15 protein-coding genes and 1 tRNA gene are annotated in these 20295 nt (G+C 44.7%); 11 read left to right on the top strand and 5 right to left on the bottom strand.

The annotated features are described in order from the left end of the window. Window positions 1–59 precede the first annotated feature (59 nt). A complete protein-coding gene (locus tag GTQ38_RS10675; protein WP_161435511.1) occupies window positions 60–986 on the top strand; it encodes a PfkB family carbohydrate kinase in 927 nt (308 codons plus the stop codon). A gap of 44 nt (window positions 987–1030) precedes the next feature. Further along, window positions 1031–2929 carry an amidophosphoribosyltransferase gene (locus tag GTQ38_RS10670; protein ID WP_161435510.1) on the top strand — a complete coding sequence of 633 codons (1899 nt, stop codon included), beginning with the start codon at window positions 1031–1033 and terminating at the stop codon, window positions 2927–2929. A 797-nt stretch (window positions 2930–3726) separates the two neighbouring features. Here GTQ38_RS10670 and GTQ38_RS10665 read toward each other — a convergent pair. Beyond that, window positions 3727–4335: a superoxide dismutase gene (locus GTQ38_RS10665; RefSeq protein ID WP_161435509.1), complete on the bottom strand. Its 609-nt coding sequence runs from the start codon at window positions 4333–4335 to the stop codon at window positions 3727–3729. Window positions 4336–4456: 121 nt separating this feature from the next. Here GTQ38_RS10665 and GTQ38_RS10660 point away from each other — a divergent pair, with 121 nt between their 5' ends. The 4 genes from GTQ38_RS10660 (at window position 4457) to GTQ38_RS10645 (ending at window position 13064) form a co-directional block, all read left to right on the top strand. Next, window positions 4457–7564, top strand: a complete 3108-nt coding sequence (locus tag GTQ38_RS10660) for a UvrD-helicase domain-containing protein (protein ID WP_161435508.1) — start codon at window positions 4457–4459, stop codon at window positions 7562–7564. A gap of 19 nt (window positions 7565–7583) precedes the next feature. Beyond that, window positions 7584–8777 (top strand): glycine C-acetyltransferase, encoded by a 1194-nt coding sequence (kbl, locus tag GTQ38_RS10655; protein WP_161435507.1) that lies wholly within the window; start codon window positions 7584–7586, stop codon window positions 8775–8777. 112 nt (window positions 8778–8889) lie between these two features. Beyond that, window positions 8890–10248 carry an OmpA family protein gene (locus GTQ38_RS10650; RefSeq protein WP_161435506.1) on the top strand — a complete coding sequence of 453 codons (1359 nt, stop codon included), beginning with the start codon at window positions 8890–8892 and terminating at the stop codon, window positions 10246–10248. Window positions 10249–10313: 65 nt separating this feature from the next. Then, window positions 10314–13064: a PD-(D/E)XK nuclease family protein gene (locus GTQ38_RS10645; RefSeq protein WP_161435505.1), complete on the top strand. Its 2751-nt coding sequence runs from the start codon at window positions 10314–10316 to the stop codon at window positions 13062–13064. A 3-nt stretch (window positions 13065–13067) separates the two neighbouring features. Here the strand turns inward: GTQ38_RS10645 and GTQ38_RS10640 are convergent, their stop codons facing one another. The 4 genes from GTQ38_RS10640 to GTQ38_RS10625 form a co-directional block, all read right to left on the bottom strand. After that, entirely contained in the window at window positions 13068–13781 is a 714-nt protein-coding gene (locus GTQ38_RS10640; protein WP_161435504.1) for an SDR family oxidoreductase, read from the bottom strand. Window positions 13782–13885: 104 nt separating this feature from the next. After that, a tRNA-Ala gene (locus GTQ38_RS10635) sits at window positions 13886–13959 on the bottom strand. After that, entirely contained in the window at window positions 13950–14207 is a 258-nt protein-coding gene (locus tag GTQ38_RS10630; protein ID WP_161435503.1) for a GIY-YIG nuclease family protein, read from the bottom strand. The genes GTQ38_RS10635 and GTQ38_RS10630 overlap by 10 nt, the downstream gene beginning before the upstream one ends. Window positions 14208–14399: 192 nt before the next feature. Next, complete coding sequence (locus tag GTQ38_RS10625) at window positions 14400–15197, bottom strand: universal stress protein (RefSeq protein ID WP_161435502.1); 798 nt, start codon at window positions 15195–15197, stop codon at window positions 14400–14402. 177 nt (window positions 15198–15374) lie between these two features. Here GTQ38_RS10625 and GTQ38_RS10620 point away from each other — a divergent pair, with 177 nt between their 5' ends. From GTQ38_RS10620 to GTQ38_RS10600, 5 genes are all read left to right on the top strand, one after another. After that, window positions 15375–16709 (top strand): MATE family efflux transporter, encoded by a 1335-nt coding sequence (locus GTQ38_RS10620; protein ID WP_161435501.1) that lies wholly within the window; start codon window positions 15375–15377, stop codon window positions 16707–16709. Between the two features lie 20 nt (window positions 16710–16729). Then, window positions 16730–17497, top strand: a complete 768-nt coding sequence (locus tag GTQ38_RS10615; RefSeq protein ID WP_161435921.1) for an enoyl-CoA hydratase/isomerase family protein — start codon at window positions 16730–16732, stop codon at window positions 17495–17497. A gap of 133 nt (window positions 17498–17630) precedes the next feature. Next, window positions 17631–18494, top strand: a complete 864-nt coding sequence (locus GTQ38_RS10610; RefSeq protein ID WP_161435500.1) for a LytR/AlgR family response regulator transcription factor — start codon at window positions 17631–17633, stop codon at window positions 18492–18494. Window positions 18495–18591: 97 nt separating this feature from the next. Continuing rightward, the gene (locus GTQ38_RS10605) at window positions 18592–19749 is read left to right on the top strand and encodes an acyltransferase family protein (RefSeq protein ID WP_161435499.1); all 1158 of its coding nucleotides are present in this window, start codon (window positions 18592–18594) and stop codon (window positions 19747–19749) included. Between the two features lie 59 nt (window positions 19750–19808). Beyond that, window positions 19809–20258: a 6-pyruvoyl trahydropterin synthase family protein gene (locus GTQ38_RS10600; protein WP_161435498.1), complete on the top strand. Its 450-nt coding sequence runs from the start codon at window positions 19809–19811 to the stop codon at window positions 20256–20258. Window positions 20259–20295 lie beyond the last annotated feature (37 nt).

Raw genomic sequence — 20295 nt, 5'->3', positions numbered from 1 at the left:
TACAATTCTGATATTTTGGTAATTCAAAAGCGTATATTTGCAGCAAATTTTAAACCTCTATGAGTAAACTCCTAATAGTGGGGACCCTGGCCTTCGATGCCATTGAAACACCTTTTGGCAAAACTGATAAGATACTGGGTGGCGCCGCGACCTTCATAGGCCTTGCAGCCTCTCAGTTTGATATAGATTCTGCGATAGTTTCTGTGGTTGGGGATGATTTTCCACAGGAATACTTTGATATACTTACAGAACAGCAAATTGATATTTCCGCTGTTGAAGTGGTAGAAGGAGGAAAGACCTTTTTCTGGAGTGGAAGATACCATAACGACCTGAACAGTCGGGATACCCTGGTTACCGAACTGAATACCCTTGCGGATTTCAATCCTGTGGTACCGGATAACTTTAAAGATGCGGATGTAGTTATGTTGGGCAATCTTCATCCCAATATCCAAATGAGCGTTATCCAACAAATGTCTCAAAAGCCCAAGTTGGTGGTATTGGATACCATGAACTTCTGGATGGACAATACCCTTCCGGAATTGCTGGAGGTGATCCGCCATGTGGATGTGATCACAATTAACGACGAAGAAGCCAGGCAGTTAACCAATGAGTATTCCCTGGTAAAAGCCGCTGAAAAAGTGCATGCCCTCGGACCGAAATACGTGGTGATCAAAAAAGGAGAACACGGGGCACTTTTATTCCATAACGGAAACATTTTCTTTGCCCCGGCCCTTCCGTTAGAAGAGGTTTTTGATCCGACCGGCGCGGGAGATACCTTTGCCGGGGGATTTGTGGGTTACCTGACAGAAAGCAAAAACATTTCTTTTGACAACCTTAAAAATGCCGTCATTCACGGTTCCAATCTGGCTTCCTTTTGTGTGGAGCGTTTTGGAACGGAGCGAATGTTGGCCCTGGACGGGCATGAGATCGGGAGAAGGTTGCAACAATTTAAAGAACTGACTCAATTTGATATCGAACTGCAATAATGATACATGCCCCGAATTACGGGGCTTTTTTAATTTCTTTTGCGATGAGCGATGCCATTAAACACGAATGTGGGATTTCACTAATTCGATTGTTAAAGCCTCTATCCTATTATCAGGAGAAATACGGCACAGCCTTTTACGGTGTAAATAAAATGTACCTGATGATGGAGAAACAGCACAACCGCGGACAGGACGGTGCAGGTTTTGCCAGCATCAAAATGGATATGTCTCCCGGCGAGCGATATATGAGCCGGGTACGGTCCATACAATCACAACCCATTCAGGATATTTTTGCGCAGATCAATGATCGGATCAATACCACTTTGGAAGCGCATCCGGAATACGCGGACGATCCTGAGCTGCAAAAGAAGCACATTCCCTACATAGGAGAACTGCTTCTGGGCCATGTCAGATACGGAACCTTTGGAAAAAACAGCATAGAAAGCGTACACCCCTTCCTGAGGCAAAACAACTGGATGCATAGAAACCTGATTGTGGCGGGTAATTTCAATATGACCAATGTAGGGGAGTTGTTTGACAACCTCGTTCAACTGGGGCAGCACCCCAAGGAAATGGCGGATACCATTACCGTTATGGAAAAAATAGGCCATTTCTTAGACGATGCAGTGGCCAAACTGTACAAGGAGATCAAAAAGGAGGGCCACAACAAGCTGGAAGCCTCTCCGCTGATCGCCGAAAGGTTAAAGATCTCCAAGATCCTGAGGAAAGCAGCCAAGAACTGGGACGGAGGATACGCCATGGCCGGCTTGCTGGGACATGGAGATGCTTTTGTGTTGAGAGACCCTTCAGGCATCAGACCGGCCTATTTTTATAAGGACGATGAAGTGGTGGTAATCGCTTCGGAAAGGCCGGCGATTCAGACAGTCTTTAATGTTCCTTATGAAAAAGTCGAGGAACTGGATCCGGGAAATGCGATCATCATCAAAAAAGATGGCCGGGTTGCCACAGAAGAGATCCTGGAACCGCGTGAAAGGATGGCCTGTTCCTTTGAACGCATCTATTTTTCGCGAGGTAGCGACCAGGAGATCTACCAGGAGCGCAAGGAACTGGGCAAGCTGCTCTTTCCTCAAATACTGGCATCCATAGGAGGTGACATTAAGAACACGGTCTTCTCATATATTCCCAATACCGCGGAGACCTCTTTTCTGGGTATGGTAAAGGAGGCTCAGAATTACCTCAACAAAAAGAAAGAGGAGCAGATCCTGGCAAAAGGCTCGGCAATCACCAGTGAGGAGTTGCACAAAATCCTGGAGGTTCGCCCCCGAATCGAAAAGGTAGCCATCAAAGATGCCAAACTGCGAACCTTTATAACACAGGACAGTAGCCGGGACGATCTGGTCACTCACGTTTACGATATATCATATGGTTCCGTTAACAAGGATGACAACCTGGTGATCATTGACGACAGTATCGTTCGGGGTACCACGCTTAAGAAAAGTATTCTGCGTATTCTGGATCGGCTTTCACCAAAAAAGATCATCGTGGTGTCTTCAGCTCCTCAGATCCGTTTTCCCGATTGCTACGGGATAGATATGGCCAAGTTGGAAGATTTTGTGGCATTCCGGGCGGCACTGGAACTTCACAAGGAAAACGATTCCTACCATTTGGTGGATGAGATCTACAGCAAATGCAAAGAACAACTCAACTGCAAGGACGCGGAAGCGGTCAATCATGTCCAGGAATTCTATGCCCCGTTTTCCGCCCAGCAGATATCCAGGAAGATAGGCGAGTTATTAAGCCCTTCCGATATGAAGGCAGAGGTACAGATCATCTATCAGACCATTGAGAATTTGCATCAGGCTTGTCCAAAAAATCTGGGAGACTGGTATTTTACAGGCAACTACCCCACTCCAGGGGGAAATCGCGTGGTAAACAAAGCCTTCGTTAACTTTTACGAGGGCAAAAACGAAAGGGCTTATTAGACAGTTTATCGATAAACTGCATAAAATTGTGCATTTCATCGATAATATCTACATTTTATCGGGTTTTTAGTCGCAAAGCGTTTCAGGCATTTACTTTAGACTTGCCATAGCATAAGTAGGTTAAGTTCATGGTAAGATTTGGGGCAAAAAAGGTGGAGGCTACTCCACCTTTTTTATTTTTACACGATTATATCTTCCTTCAAACTCACCCCTCATTTTCTTACAATTCCCGCGGAATCCGAGTCAATTTTTAGAACGCACGAGGTAGAATTAGATTTCATCTGAAAAGTACAGTGCGAATTATTGGTTTTAGGGGTGGATTTTGTACACGTTTTCTTCAGTTTTTGTGCTTTAAAATACTGCTGTGCGCATTTCAACCAAATTAAAAGACGTTTGTCCAAAACCTTTTTTCACTTCCTTCTCTTAGCCTACTTTTGGAGAACCATAGCATAAGTAGGTTAAGTTCATGGTAAGATTTGGGGAAAAAAGGCAGGATGTTATCCTGCCTTTTTTATTTGCGGTAATTATCGCTATTCCTGTGATTTACTGGGTGTACGCCTTCAAAACGCCCGTAACTTCGCAGTTTGAATTATAAAATTTCCTAAAATTTCTTTGTTATTTCTCACAATACCAGTAATTTAGTAATGCCATAGCATAAGTAGGTTAAGTTTATGGTAAGATTTGGGACGAAAAGGGTGGATTCTTCTCCACCCTTTTCTATTTCCAATAAAAAAACCACCTGTGCATAAAGCCAGGTGGTTTTTTTGTTTTATGACCGAAACGATCTGAAGCTGTTTTTACTTATTTGCTTCGTAGTTTTTCGCTACTTGTTCCCAGTTAATCACATTGTAAAAGGCATTGATGTAGTCAGGCCTTCTATTCTGGTAATTAAGGTAATAAGCATGTTCCCAGACATCTAGCCCCAGGATGGGATATCCTTCGCAACCGGTATCGGGCATTAAGGGGTTATCCTGATTAGGTGTAGAACACACTTCTAGTTTGCCCCCCGGATGTACACACAACCAGGCCCAACCTGAACCAAATCTTGTGGCGGCCGCGTTGCTGAATTTTTCTTTGAAGCCATCAAAAGATCCGAAAGCCTCGTCAATGGCAGCGGCAAGGTCGCCCGTAGGGCTTACGCCACCATCCGGAGACATGATCTCCCAGAAAAGCGCGTGATTGAAAAATCCACCTCCATTATTTCGCACGGCCCCATTGCTCATATCGAGATTGGTCAAAATGGATTCTATGGACTGGTCGGCAAGTGGTGTTCCCTCTATAGCGCCATTGAGTTTCGTGGTATAACCGTTGTGATGCTTTGTATGGTGTATCTCCATGGTTCTGGCATCTATATTCGGTTCCAGGGCATCGTAGGCGTATGGTAATGCCGGTAATTCAAAAGCCATATTTTTTATGTTTTTAAGTTAATAAATCATGTTCTTCAAATTTACTGCTTTTTGACCAATTTATTCCTCTTAAACTATAATAAGAACTCTATAAGATTCCTTATTTTGCAGAGAAAACGAAGTGCCGGAAACTTCCTTTAAGATCTTCAATGCTTCCGCAGGCTCCGGAAAGACTTTTACATTGGTAAAAGCCTATCTGAAAATCATTCTTTCTTCGGATCAGGCACGCAGTTTTAGACAGATTCTCGGGGTAACTTTTACCAATAAGGCCGTCAACGAAATGAAGCAGCGCATATTGGGGAGCCTCTTTGAGTTCAGCCAACCCAAATGCAGTCCGAATGCCGAACCGCTTTTTGAGGCCTTGGAGAAAGAGCTGGATTTTTCCTCAGAACAACTGCGGCAAAGGTCTTCTCATAAACTAAAAGAGATCCTTCACAACTATGCCTTCTTTGACATTTCTACCATAGACAAGTTCAACCACAGGCTTATCCGCACTTTTGCCAAAGACCTGAGACTTCCGAGCAATTTTGAAGTGGTCCTGGATACCAATGCTCTCCTGGATGAGGCCATTGAACGTTTATTGAACAAAGCCGGGGAAGACAAAAAGCTTACCGCCCTGCTTATTGCCTTCGCCCTGGACAAGGCAGACGAAGACAGGCATTGGGAAATTACCACAGACCTCACCAAAGTGGGTAAACTACTGTTCGAGGAGTCCCAAACCGAACATCTTGAACCGCTCAAGGTTAAAAACACCGAAGACTTTTTAGCTCTGAGAAAAGTATTGCTCCAGGAAATTGCGGTGGCTGAAGAGCGAATGAAACTCAAAGCGAAACAGATCCTGGAAATCATTCACGAGAATCAACTGCAATTTGAAGATTTCAAATCCGCCTGGTTCCCTAAGTTCATCCTACGGATAGCTGAGGGCGACCTTTTCGTAGATTTCAAGGCCGGATGGAAACAGAATTTTGGTTCGGTACCTTTATACAACAAAAGTACGGATGAGGGTAAAAAAAGTTTGATGGATGGGTTGATGCCGGATTTTACAGCCTTGTTCTCGCGGATCAAGAGCGATTTTTTCAGAAGATCCATGCTGAAGAATGCCCACGGCAATATCGTACCTATGACCGTCCTGAACGCGATACAAAGAGAGTTAAGCGCACTGGAAAAGGAACGCGAGCAGTTGCCAATCTCGGCATTTAACCAATTGATCTCCCGTGAGATCAAAGACCAGCCTGCACCTTATATATATGAAAGACTGGGGGAAAAATATCGCCATTATTTTATCGATGAGTTTCAGGATACCTCCCAAATGCAATGGAATAACCTGATCCCGCTCATATCCAACGCTCTTGAAAGTGTAGATGAACAGGGCAAAGTCGGTTCCCTGACCCTGGTAGGGGATGCCAAGCAGGCCATTTACCGCTGGCGCGGAGGGCGTGCCGAGCAATTCTTAAACCTGATCAATTTAAAGACCAATCCCTTTACCGTTGCTCCGGATGTCCATACGCTTCCGAGAAACTACAGGAGCCGTGAGGAGATCGTAAAATTCAACAATTCTTTTTTCAGCAGCATCTCTTCCTTCTTGTCCAAGCCGGAGTACCAGTCCCTTTATGCGGAAAGCCGGCAGGAGTTCAACCCCGCCAAAGGGGGCTACATACAGCTGGAATTTCTTGAAAACGATCCCGATCCGGACACTACTTATTGCAGAAAGGTAGTTCAGATCATCAATGAGGTGAGGGAGCGAAATTACCTTTATAAAGATATTTGTATTCTTACCCGAAAACGGAAACAGGGACTTCTGGTTTCAGACGTTCTGATGCAAAACGGCATCCCCATGGTGTCTTCGGAAACCCTTTTGCTTGCAAATAGTACAAAAGTGCGTTTTCTGATCAATTTACTACTGCACAATCTGCAACCCGAAGAATATGAGCATCGTTTTGAGTTACTTCGATTCCTGGCTGTCGATGTAGACGAAAAGCATCAGTTCATTTTGCGGAACCTGGCAAAATTACCTTCCTACCTTAGGGAGGCATTCGGTTTCAATGCGGATTTGCTTTCACAGCTTTCTGTATACGACGGCCTGGAGTATTCCATACGGCAATTTCGCCTTGCGGAAAGCTCGGATGCCTATCTCACACATTTACTGGATGAGGTTTTGCTGGTTGAGCAGTCTAAGGGTGCGGGCATTCCCGTATTCCTGGAACACTGGCAAAAAAAGAAGGACTCCCTTAGTATCTCTGCGCCGGAAGATCTCAATGCCGTCAGGATTATGACCATACACAAAGCCAAGGGGCTTGAATTTCCTATAGTCATATATCCCTTTGCAAATTCCAATATATACGAAGAGATTGATCCCAAACTTTGGATAACTGTGGAGGAACAAAATTTTGAAGGGTTTCAAGAACTACTGATCAATAAAAAGCAGGAGCTTCTTCAGTACGGGCAAGAGGCTGCCGATCGCTATCAGGACGAACAGCAAAAACTGGAGCTGGATACCTTTAACCTCCTGTATGTTGCCCTGACCCGTGCCATCTCGGGACTTTATATTCTTACCGAGAAAAAATCAAGCAAAACCAGGCGGACCAGCCCAAAGTACTTTTCAGAGCTGTTTGAATACTTTATTGAGTCTAACTCCCCTGGAACTACCAATAATCTCATTTTTAGCTTTGGAGAACTTCCAAAACAAAAGACCCTGGAATTTTCAGCAGTTCAGGAAACCGTTGAGCACGGCTATACTTCCAAAGACCGATCGGATTTCGCCATTATAGCCAAATCCGGGATGTTATGGGATAGTGAGAGGGCACAGGCTATTCAGCTGGGCAATCTGGTACATTCCATCATGGAAGACATAGGGTCTGAAGAGGACGTAGAACAGGCCTTGAAGGCACATGATCTCAAGGGACAGATCCCACCTGGTCAGGAAGAGATCCTCAGAGATACCGTCCGGAGTATTATTTCACATCGGCAACTGAGGGCGTTTTACAACAAGAATGCCGAAGGGAGGAATGAGGTTGAGATAATTACAAAGAATGGCCTAATTTTGCGCCCGGACCGGGTGGTACTTCAGGGAAATCAGGCAAGTATTATCGACTATAAGACCGGGATCCCGAAAGAAGCGCATCATCATCAGCTTAAGGCATATGCGGAGGCGCTCGAAGAGATGGGTTTCGAGATAAAGAATAATATAATCGTATATATCGCAGAAGATATTACGCTAAGGTTTGTATAAGTATTAAGATTATCAATATATGTACGGAAAGATCAAGCAACACTTAGAAACAGAGTTAGAAAGTATCCGGGAAGCCGGTTTATTCAAAGAAGAAAGGGTCATTACCTCACCACAGGGAGCTGTAATCACCATAGCCAGCGGGGAAGAGGTGATCAATTTTTGTGCGAACAACTATCTGGGGCTATCCTCGCACCCGGAGGTTATCCAGGCCGCTAAAGATACCCTGGATTCTCACGGCTTCGGCATGTCTTCCGTTCGCTTTATTTGCGGGACTCAGGATATACACAAAGAGCTCGAGGCAAAGATCGCCGACTTTTACGGTACAGAGGATACCATATTATATGCAGCGGCATTCGATGCCAATGGCGGTGTCTTTGAACCATTATTGACCGCGGAAGACGCCATAATTTCCGATTCGCTGAACCACGCCTCAATTATTGACGGTGTCAGGCTATGTAAGGCCAAGCGTTACCGTTATGCCAATAGTGATATGGAAGATCTGGAAAAACAACTGATCCAGGCTGAAGCGGATGGCAGCAGATTTAAGATTATTGTAACTGATGGGGTCTTTTCTATGGATGGCCTTCTGGCCCCTCTGGATACCATTTGTGATCTTGCAGAGCAATATGACGCCCTGGTAATGATAGATGAATGCCACGCTACCGGTTTTATCGGGGAGACCGGAAGAGGAACGTTGGAGGAAAAGGGTGTTATGGGAAGAATAGACATTATTACCGGAACTCTGGGTAAAGCGCTTGGAGGCGCTATGGGTGGCTACACCACCGGAAAGAAAGAAATCATAGAAATGCTGAGACAACGGTCAAGGCCATACCTTTTCTCTAACTCCCTTGCTCCGGCTATAGTTGGCGCCTCCATAAAGGTTTTCGAGATGCTCGCCAACGACACGGCATTAAGAGATAAGCTGGATTACAACACCCGATACTTCAAAAAGGGGATGAAAGAAGCCGGTTTTGATATCATTGAAGGAGACTCCGCTATTGTGCCTGTAATGCTCTACGATGCCAAACTGTCCCAACAAATGGCAGATATGTTACTGGAAAAAGGTATTTACGTTATTGGCTTCTTTTACCCGGTTGTGCCTAAAGGAAAAGCCCGGATTCGAGTCCAGTTATCCGCCGCTCACGAGGTGGAACATTTAGACAAAGCCATAGCCTCTTTTAAGGAAGTTGGGCGTGCTTTAAAAATCGTTTAAATGCCGTTTTTACCGCTTAAACGCCGTTAAAAAAATGAGAAATTGATTTTGTTAATAATATTTAACAACTTACATTTGCAGCTAATAAACACTTAAACTTAAAAATTCAAACATGAAACAGCTTAGCAGATTATTAGTTGTTGGCCTACTTATTTTAGGGTTTAACAACGTACAAGCGCAAGATGAAAATAATCCCTGGCAGGTTAGCTTTGGTGTAAATGCGATTGACGTTTACCCAACTAATGACTCAGACGCTTCTTATCCAACGGGCTCTCTTTTCAGCGAGTACTTCAACGCGAATGATCACTGGAACATTCTTCCATCTATTTCTTACGTTGCCGTTTCGAAGTCTGTAGGCGATGGATTTTCTGTCGGCGTTAGAGGTTCTTTGAACCGTATCAGTAAATTAGGAGATGTAAGCGCGGACGACCTTTCTCACTACGCTGTTGATGGAACAATCAAATATCAAATTCTTAAAAACACCAAATTAGATCCTTTCGTTGAAGTAGGTGGTGGTTATACCTGGGTAGACGAGATCGGTGCCGGTACTGTAAATGGTGGTATCGGAGTTAACTACTGGTTCTCTGACAACATTGGTTTAACACTTCAGACTCAATACAAGCACGCTTTTGAGGATTACGGTGTAAAACACTTCCAACACCTTGGAGGTCTTTCTATCAAGTTCGGAGGAACTGATACTGATGGAGATGGTATCTATGACAAAGACGATGCTTGTCCTGAAGTTGCTGGTCTAGAGGCTTTCAACGGATGTCCTGATTCTGACGGTGACGGTATTGAAGACAGCAAAGACAGCTGTCCTAACGAAGCCGGATCTAAGGAAATGAACGGATGTCCTGATTCTGACGGTGATGGAATCGCTGACAAAGACGATGCTTGTCCAAACGAAGCAGGTCTTGCAGCTCTTGCCGGATGTCCTGATGCTGACGGTGACGGTGTAGCTGATAAAGATGATCAGTGTCCTAACGAAGCTGGTCCAGCTGAAAACAACGGATGCCCATGGCCAGACAGAGATGGTGACGGTGTTCTTGACAAAGATGATCAGTGTCCAGACGTTGCCGGAACTGTTGCTAACGCAGGATGTCCTGAAGTAACTGAAGAAGTTCAGAAGCAATTGAATGACTACGCGAGAACTATCTTGTTCGATACTGGTAAGTCTTCTATCAAAGCTGAGTCTACTGGAGTAATGGTAGATATCATCCAGATCCTTAACGAGTATCCAAATGCTAAGTTTACCGTTGAAGGTCACACAGACAGCGTTGGTAGTGCTAAGCTTAACCAAAGACTTTCTGAGGAAAGAGCGAATGCGGTTAGAGACTTCCTAATCAACGAAGGTATCGGATCTGACAGACTTAACGCCATCGGATACGGTGAAGATAAGCCTATCGCTACAAACAATACCAGAGCTGGTAGAACTCAAAACAGAAGGGTAGAGATTAACCTGATCAAGTAATGAGGTAAATCCCTTAATCATAAATAAAAAGCTCCGCAAATGCGGAGCTTTTTTTATTTTTAAGTATGAAAAGTTTTCTGGAAGAGGTCGTAGATGAGTTAAGGTCCGAAGACTTGATTTCAGCAGATACGACCCTGGTCCTTCCCAGTAAAAGAGCCGGTACTTTCCTCAAAAATTATATTGCAAGATCTGCTTCCCAAACCTCTTTCGCTCCCGAGATATATAGCATAGAATCCTTTATTGAAAAGATCTCCGGATTGCATTACGCCTCCAATACGCTTTTGTTGTTTGAGCTATATCAAACCTATTCAAGCAGTGGCGATGGCCAAAAGGACAGCTTTTACGAGTTCACCAAATGGGGTCAGGTGGTTCTCCAGGATTTTAATGAGATTGACCGTTATCTGGTCGATCCACAGAAGATCTTTGGTTATCTGAGTGCGGTTCAGGAAGTCAACCACTGGTCACTAAATCCCGAAAACTCCGGAATGCTGAAAAATTATATGGAGTTCTGGAATTCCCTTGAATCCCTGTATGAAAAATTCAAAACCGCCCTATTAAAAAAACATATAGGATACCAGGGCCTGATTTACCGAACAGCCTGCGCAGAGCTGGAGGGTTATCTTAAAAACACCTCAAATAAGACCACTATTTTTATCGGATTTAACGCGCTTAACACCGCGGAAAGCCAAATCATTCAGAAGATCTTATCCGAAGGCAAAGGAAGCATTTATTGGGATACCGATGTGCACTTTACAGAAGATCCCGTTCACGATGCGGGACACTTTATACGGCAGCATATCAAAAGCTGGGATTTCCTGAAAGGCAAGGACCTCAAGGGGCTATCGAATCAATATCTTTCGAAAAAGAAAATTAATATCATAGGGACTCCAAAGAGCGTTGCCCAGGTGAAATACGTAGGCGAACTCCTTGAAGCAAATGCCCCTGGCCATTTTGATCTAAAACGAGCCGCGGTTGTACTCGGAGATGAAACCCTTTTGAATCCACTGGTGAATTCCATCCCCAAAACGGTAGATGGCGTAAACATAACCATGGGATACCCGCTCTTCAAAACCCCGGTAGCTGATCTGTTTTCCCAGTTCTTTGAGCTGCACCTTACCAAAGACTCCCAGGGGTGGTTCTACAAGAACGTCCTGGCATTACTGACACACAACTATCTCCAGGTCTTTTTCTCAGAAAAGAGAGATCCTGATGTCCTTGCATTATTCCAGGTAAGGCTCAAGGAAGAGAACTGGGTTTTTGTGGATATTCCACGACTTCAGTCCCTGAATCTCATTCCGGAAAGTCTGGTTGAGGTTCTTTTTTTCGAGAATACCCAGAACCCGGAGGCTTTTGTGGACCATTGCATTTTGTTGATCTCCATGCTGAAATCCGAATTTCAGAAGCGGGCAAACCCCCTCGGACTGGAATACCTGTACGAGTTTAACAGCCTTTTTACGCAACTTAAGACCTTGATCAGTAGCTACCCTTTTTTAAAGGACTTAAGATCCCTCGCCGCGCTTTACAATGAATTGTTGCGGTCTGAGACCGTTGATTTCCGGGGAGAACCCCTTGAAGGTTTACAGTTAATGGGTATGCTGGAAAGCAGGAACCTGGATTTTGAGACCGTAATAATTACCTCCGTCAACGAAGGTATACTGCCTTCGGGGAAATCCAATAATTCCTTCATTCCTTTTGACATAAAAAAAGAGTTTGGCCTGCCTACCTACAAAGAAAAAGATGCGGTATATACGTATCACTTCTACCGGCTTCTTCAAAGGGCTAAGAACATTTTCCTGCTCTATAACACGGAACCGGATGTGCTGGAAGGAGGAGAGCGGAGCAGGTTAATTGCACAGCTGCTGACCGAATCGAACAAGCAGCACGAGCTCAGCCATATTATAGCCTCACCAGAGGTACATCCATCTACCGATATGACACTTGAAATTTCAAAAGATCGGGACCTGCTGGAGAAAATTCAGCAGCGCGCCCTGTCTGGTTTCTCTCCAACGGCCCTGGCCCGATATATCAGAAACCCCATGGAGTTTTATAAGGTGGAGATCCTTGGGATAAGGGAAGTGGCTGAAGTGGAAGAAACCATTGCAGCCAACACCATGGGAACTATCGTTCATCACGCTTTGGAAGTACTGTACAAACCCTTTATAGGTCAATTCCTTTCTGAAGATGCCTTAAAAGCACTGAAACCAGATATTAAGAGCGTGGTTGAAAGCTGTTTTGTTCGATACTACTCCAAAACACCCATCAAAAGAGGAAAAAACCTCATCGCATTTAACGTAATCCTACGGTACATAGAAAACTTTGTGGATCAGGAGATCCTTGAAGTTAAAAAGCACCGCATCAAGATCCTGGCTCTGGAATTACGCGAGCAACTCAGCCTAAGCATCCCGAGTTTTGAGCATGAGGTTGTGCTAAAAGGCACCGTTGACCGTATAGATGAAAAAGACGGGCTTCTCCGCATTATTGATTACAAAACCGGAAGCGTTTCCCATTCTGATCTTGAGTTGATAGACTGGGCAGATCTCATTGAGCAATACGACAAGAGTAAGGCTTTCCAATTACTTTGTTATGTCCTTCTATATCATAAAGACCCCATTATTACACCAATTAATGCTGGCGTAATCTCCTTTAAGAACCTAAAATCAGGATTTCTTCCATTCGCTACCAAAGAGAAAAAAGGCAGTCGCAGCAAGGACATGGCTATAGTTCAGACTGTACTGGATCGCTTTAAGGAGCAGTTGATCCGTCTGATTTCAGAAATCTGTGATCCGGAAATTCCGTTTAAAGAAAAGGAAGTTTAAGGGTTACTTTTTGTCCGGACGACTTGGCCTCATCTCCACCTTACTAGGCAATGTCCTGGCCGGCATAAGCAACAAGTCCACAACCAACTGCCCGATATCTTCCGGCTGTATTTTCCACGCGTCCTTCTCTGACGGCTCATTATTGTTAAAATAAGTCGCCACCGAACCCGGCATTATAGTAGTGACCTTTATATCGTATTTCCTGAGGTCGAGCATAGCTGCTTGTGTAAACCCGACAACACCAAATTTTGTAGCGTTATACCCGGCTGCTGTAGCAAAGAAATTGGTCCCGGCAAGGCTTGCCAGGGTCATATAGTATCCCTTGGAGTTTTTAAGCGCTGGAATGGCGGCTTTTAGTGTATGGAATACCCCGTTAAGGTTGGTATTGATCATATTGTGCCAGGCATCGTACTCCAATTCCTCAACAGGCGCAAAATGACCCACACCCGCATTAGCGAGCACCAAATCTACCTGGCCCCACTTTGCCAGAATATCTTTAATTGCCCGGTTTTCATCCTCTGGGACGCTTACATCGGAAACCAATCCTAAAACCCTGTCGGAGGAACCAAGATCTTTGACGGCCTGTTCAATACTATCCCTGGACCGGCCACTGATCGCCACCCTCATACCTGCATCAAGAAGCGATTTGGCCACGCCGTAGCCTATTCCTTTAGATCCTCCGGTTATATAAGCTACCTTATCTTTAAGACTATCCATATACTTCATTTTCTGTTTAAAAAAAGACAGCCTGTATTGAATTGCTATGCTGTCGGTAATTGAAAAGAAAAGCCCTCCTTTGCCTGAGCTGTGGAGGGCTTTTGTGGAGAATACCGGAGTCGAACCGGTGACCTCTTGCATGCCATGCAAGCGCTCTAGCCAGCTGAGCTAATCCCCCATCATGTCAATTCTTATATTATCCTTTCGCCATCTTCTCCCTGCAGCAGATTTAAGATACTTTTCTCTCTTTCTTGCCTCTGGCCTGGTATGGTACGTCTCTACATGTACCAGTTTCCACGGAGTGAATGGACTTGTGCTTTTTGTCCTTCCCGAATTATGCTCAGCCAATCTCTTCTTAGCATCCACAGACATGCCTATGTAATAGCGATTAAAATCATTACTGTATAGAACGTATACCTGGTACATGCTTTTGAGCGCTCCCCGCCCGAACGTAGCGTTCGGTACGGGCGGGTAGCCAGCTGAGCTAATCCCCCGAAATAAAAGGAACTGAGCTAGGCTCTCGCAATAAAAGAAGCCGAGCTAATCCCTCTTTTTAAAAGGAACAGCAAAGAAACCAATTTTTAAATTAGTTTCAAAATCGCATTGATGAAATTTGGATCAGTCCTTCTTAACACTAAGGATCAACACGGGAATACGGGCTGAAAACTCAGATTTTGGAACCGTATTCTTTTCCCAGAGGTTCTTAAAAAAGCCTCGTTTCCGTCGAAAAACACAAAGCAGATCCGGATGCTGAGCCTGAAAATGTTCCAGTACCCCCAGATAGGTATTGGCGTGCTCCGTTATTGTCATTTGGGAGCTAATATCCATTAAGGCCGTGTTTACCTTAAGGTCCTCATCGGAATATCCGGGATTCTTAACAAGAAGTAAGTTTACCTTGAATCGGAACCTGTTCTTCATGGTTATGAGCGGATCCAAAGCGCGCTTGCGTTTTAAGACACCGGAACCAAAGGCGGTTAGCGCTACCTTAAAGGGTTCAAATACGGTACCCTTGGGCACTATCAAGGTTGGGATATTGGTCTTCTTAATAATGGCTCCTGAAGTATTTCCAAGATAGAGTTCCTCTTTGATGTCGTTGCTTCTTGGTGCGATGATGATCAGGTCTATCCCCAACTCTTTGTTGATGTCTTTAAGCCCGTCTACCAGATCCCCTTTGTAAGTGGCGATCTTTATGTCCACACCCTTGGCATCTACCTGGTCAATTACACCCTTTAACCGGTCTTTGGTGCTTTGTTCTACTTTTTCTCCAATATTGGCCAGTGCACCAGCCCCGGCAGAAAAGTTAAAAACATCAAGGGCAAACAATTGCGCGGAAAATTGAGATGCGAAATCTACAGCGTACTGCAAGGTTTCATGAGAATTTGGAGAGGTGCCAATGGGTACCAGGATATTCTTCATAGGATTAGGATTTATTAGTCTAAATTTGCGTCTTTATCGGGCACCGGCATGTTCATCTGCAGTGCAAAGATACTGGAAATCCCCGAATGTTAAAGAAACTCATTTAGCCAATGATTTTGTTTGTAACTCGCGGAAAATCAATCGTTGCAGTAGGCCAAATTATTAGAATTATCAATCTTGAAAGCAGTAATAAACCGTAAGACAATAAACAAGCTGGCCGTACCCGCCACAATTGCCGGGATCGCCGAACCCATTTTGTCCATTACGGATACCGCGATTGTAGGGAATATTCCGATTGATGGTATTGAGTCTCTGGCAGCAGTGGGGATCGTAGGGTCTTTTTTGTCCATGCTGATCTGGATCCTCGGACAGACCCGTAGTGCAATTTCCGCCATAATTTCCCAGTACCTGGGTGCCGGTAAATTGAGCGAAGTCAGAGCACTGCCCGCCCAGGCAATTTTCTTTAATATCTCCCTGAGTGGTATCCTTTTGCTTTCCACAATTTTTATTCGTGAAGAGATCTTTATTCTTCTCAACGCCTCCGGAAAGATCCTGGAATACTGCGTTGCCTATTATGACATCAGGGTATGGGGATTTCCGTTAACGCTGTTCGTTTTTGCCGTAATGGGGATTTTCCGCGGATTGCAGAATACCTTTTGGCCCATGCTTATAGCCATAGTAGGGGCGGTCCTCAACATTATTCTGGATTTTTTACTGGTCTACGGATATGACGGCTTTATTGAACCTATGCATCTGGAAGGTGCCGCATGGGCAAGTCTCATTGCTCAGGGGGTAATGGCAATAATGGCATTTATACTCCTGGTAACGAAGACGGACATCAGTCTGAGACTTCGCTTTCCCATACATCCGGAACTGGGTCGACTTGTAGTGATGAGCCTCAACCTTTTTGTTCGGGCCATAGCCCTGAATACCGCTCTGATACTGGCGGTAAGGGAGGCAACAGCATTGGGAGATGCCGTCATTGGTGCCCATACCATTGCGATCAATCTTTGGCTTTTCGCGGCTTTCTTTATCGATGGTTACGGAGCAGCGGGGAACATTCTGGGAGGGCGACTATTGGGGGCAAAAGACTACAATGGCCTTTGGAAACTTGCACAAAAAATAAGCTGGTACGGCGGAGCTGTAAGTTTGGTACTTACCTTTTTGGGATTTGTATTTTACCGGCAGGCCGGTGAGCTGTTCTCCAACGAAGCGATCGTCCTGAATACTTTCTATTCGGTTTTCTTTATAGTACTGCTCGGCTTTCCTATGAATACCGTTGCTTTTGTGCTTGACGGGCTTTTTAAGGGACTTGGCGAAATGCGTTATCTGAGAAATGTACTGATCTTGGCCACATTTTTGGGTTTTGTGCCCGTACTCTTCCTGGGGAAGATCATGGGATGGGGGCTGGCCGGAATTTGGATAGCCTTTGTAGTCTGGATGGCCATCCGCGGTGGGGCCCTGGTATTCAAGTTTAGGCGAAAATTTCGCCCGCTTTTGCAAAAGGCTTAATTTTGGATAAAACAACAGTCATGGGGACAGACAGGCAAAACGGAAGCCTTTATACCAAGATAGAAGACCGGGTCGCAACAGTAGAATTCGGCCATCCGGCCAGTAATTCCTTTGTAGGAGAACTGCTGGACCGATTAGCCAAAGAATTTGACAAACTTTCGGAGGCCGATGAGGTTTCCTTGATCCTCTTAAGATCTGAAGGGGACAGGGCTTTTTGTGCGGGTGCTTCTTTTGATGAGTTGATAAGCATCTCCAACCTGGAGGAAGGAAAGCGGTTTTTCGGGGGATTCGCCAAAGTAATCAATGCCATGCGTCAATGTACCAAACCCATAGTGGGAAGGATCCAAGGCAAGGCCGTTGGTGGAGGTGTAGGGCTGATAGCGGCCTGTGATTACGCCGTGGCAACGGTGGCAGCTGCCACCAGGCTGTCCGAATTAACTATCGGAATTGCACCTCTGGTTATTGCCCCGGCTGTAGAACGAAAGATCGGAAAAGCAGGACTAGCCGAAATGGCGCTCGCCCCTACAGAATGGAAGAACGCCTATTGGGCACAGGAAAAAGGTTTGTTTTCAAAGGTTTTTGAGGATATCAAGACCATGGATAAAGAAATTCATTTCTTATGCCAAAAACTGGCTTCTTACAACCCTCAGGCCCTGCAAAAGATGAAACAGGTTCTGTGGGAAGGCACGGAAGATTGGGGTGATCTGCTGGAAAAACGGGCAGAAATGTCCGGAAGGCTCGCACTTTCCGAAGAAACCAAGTCGGCCTTAAGCGCATTTAAGAAATAAGACTTATGGATATTCTGAATTTCATTAATAGTGATATTGTCCTTCCCCTGCTGGCCCTCTTGGTAGTAGTGGTATATCTGATCAATAGAGTTCGCCGAAGAAGAAGGTTTAAAAGGTAATTCTGCCGTAGCCTATGAGCTTTGCTGTCCGAAAGTTTATAAAACAACCCTACCCCTTCTATTACGAGGGAAAGTCATTTTTCATCATTCTCGGCATACTCTTTCTAATGGGGTTTGGATTCAATTACTTCTTTATGCCATTCAATGTGAATACGGCAGAACATAGAATGAGTTATTTGGCGATATCCTTTGTTCACACCCTTACGGCGCTATTCTTGTTTTTTCTTGTTTTCCTGTTTTTTAGGGTTTTTCCACGACTTAGAAATAATTGGAATGTGGGTAAGGAGATTGCAACGCTCGCAACCTTCTTATTGTTCACCGGAATAGGACAATTCCTGATCAGGGATATTATTTATGACAATCCTTATAACTGGTGTCTGGGGTATCTGATCGAGGAAGTCAGGAACACTTTTATGGTAGGGATCCTTTTTATTCTCATTCTGGTCCCCGCCAATTTCAGCAGGCTTTATTACAGAAACATGCAAAAGGCCAGTAACCTTGAAAGAAGGCAAAAGGAGGTAGTAGACAACAGTAAGATCTTTATAAAAACACATTTAAAGAGTGACGACTTTCACCTGGAAAGCCGGGAATTCATTTTTGCGCGCTCGGAAGGGAATTATGTGGAGATCTGTCTTCTAAACAATGATTCAATAGAAAAACTACTTAAACGGATCTCCATTAAGGACCTTGAGCATCAATTGGCCTCTCTGAACTATATCGTTCGAACGCACCGTTCTTATCTGGTTAACATGAATTACGTTAGTTCCGTTAGCGGCAATGCCCAGGGCTACCGCTTGCAACTTCAGAATTCCGATGAGATTGTTACGGTCTCCAGAAACATGATCCCGGTATTTGAGGCGCATTATCAGGCTGTTTGATCCCCTGCCTTGACATTCATCACAAATCCTTGTTCATCATCACAACTTTCAATTTCGCATCTCCTTCCCGCCTAACTTTGGAAAAAATTCTGAAGTTATGCGTAGGTACGATATGGATTGGTTAAGGGTGTTGGTCTTTGGTTTACTCATTTTATATCATGTGGGCATGTTCTTTGTCCCCTGGGGCTGGCATATTAAGAACAACGATATCTATGGGTGGTTGCGCTACCCAATGTTGTTCCTCAATCAATGGCGTTTGCCCATACTTTTTGTAATATCCGGTATGGGTACCTACTATGCTTTGAATAAAAGATCGGGTAAGCAATTTGCCTTGGAGCGCTTTGTACGTCTGTATATCCCTCTTGCTGTAGGTATGTTGTTGATCGTTCCGCCTCAGGTATATTTCGAGCGCCTGGCCAACGGGCAATTTCAAGGTGGATATTTGGATTTCTGGCCGTCCCGTGCTTTTATAGGCATCTATGCGGAAGGGAATTTTAGCTGGCATCATCTGTGGTTCCTTCCCTATCTGTTTTTGTTCTCCCTGATCCTGATCCCTGCTTTTCTAAAATTGAGAAATAATCCCGATAATGGGCTGTTGAGATGGATTCGCAGGCAAATGAATAAGCCTTTTGGACTGTTCTGGCTTATTATTCCGCTGTATCTTGCGGAAGCCTTTCTGGAACCCTTCTTTCCGGTTACTCACGCCTTGGTTGGGGATTGGTTCACCCTGGTGTTCTATGTTTTCCTTTTTTTCTACGGTTTTCTTTTGATGGCCTCCCGCAATAACTTCTGGGAAATTGCCGCTCAGCGACGGCGCCTGTTTCTTAAATGTGGGATAGTAGGATTTACAGTTTGGCTGGCAACCATTCTGACATTTGAAGACAGCACTGTACGCCATTTTACAGAGGCTTTTTTGAAAGTTTTCAACCTCTGGTCATGGATATTAGCCATATTCGGCTATGGTGCCAGGTACCTCAACAAACCCAGTAAATTGCTCGCCTATTGCAATGAAGCTGTATATCCCTTTTACATCCTCCATCAGACCGTAACCATAAGCATTGGGTATTACCTAATGGACCTCAATTGGGGTTTTGTTCCCAAGTTTTTGGTACTCACTCTGGGAACTTTCGGGATCTCCTGGATACTTTATGAGTTTGGGATTCGCCGTTGGAGGGCTATCAGGCCGCTGTTCGGCTTGAAAGTAAGGCCAAAAAAATACGATCAGGTAGGGGTGTTGACAAAAGAAGCTTCCTGAATCCGAATTCGGACCTTCCATTGCAAAGATTACCTACCTTTGCAGAGCAAATCTTGCTCATGGAAAATATTCGAATCACAAAGCAATTCAACTTTGAAACCGGCCACGCGCTATACGGCTATGATGGTAAATGTAAAAACGTACACGGGCACAGTTATAAGTTGTCCGTAACCGTGATTGGAAAGCCGATTACGGATACTTCGAACGTAAAGCTGGGTATGGTCATTGATTTCGGAGACCTGAAAAAGATCGTCAAGGAAGAAGTGGTGGACCCCTTTGATCACGCCACGGTTTTTAATAAGAATACCCCACATATAGAACTGGCCCGGGAACTGGAGAAAAGGGGCCATAAGATCATCCTTGCGGACTACCAGCCTACCAGTGAGAATATGGTGGTGGATTTTGCGAATAAGATCCAAAAGAGGCTGCCGGATACCATTAAGCTGCACTCTCTGAAACTGCGAGAGACGGAAACCGCTTATGCGGAGTGGTACGCTGCAGACAACTAGGCGAGCGTTTGGGAGCTTCAACGCTTTACGTATCTTT

It is taken from the genome of Poritiphilus flavus, assembly GCF_009901585.1.
In the GTDB taxonomy this organism is placed as follows: domain Bacteria; phylum Bacteroidota; class Bacteroidia; order Flavobacteriales; family Flavobacteriaceae; genus Poritiphilus; species Poritiphilus flavus.
Note: the sequence above shows the minus strand (reverse complement) of the source record. Positions and strands in the feature narration are given on the sequence as shown.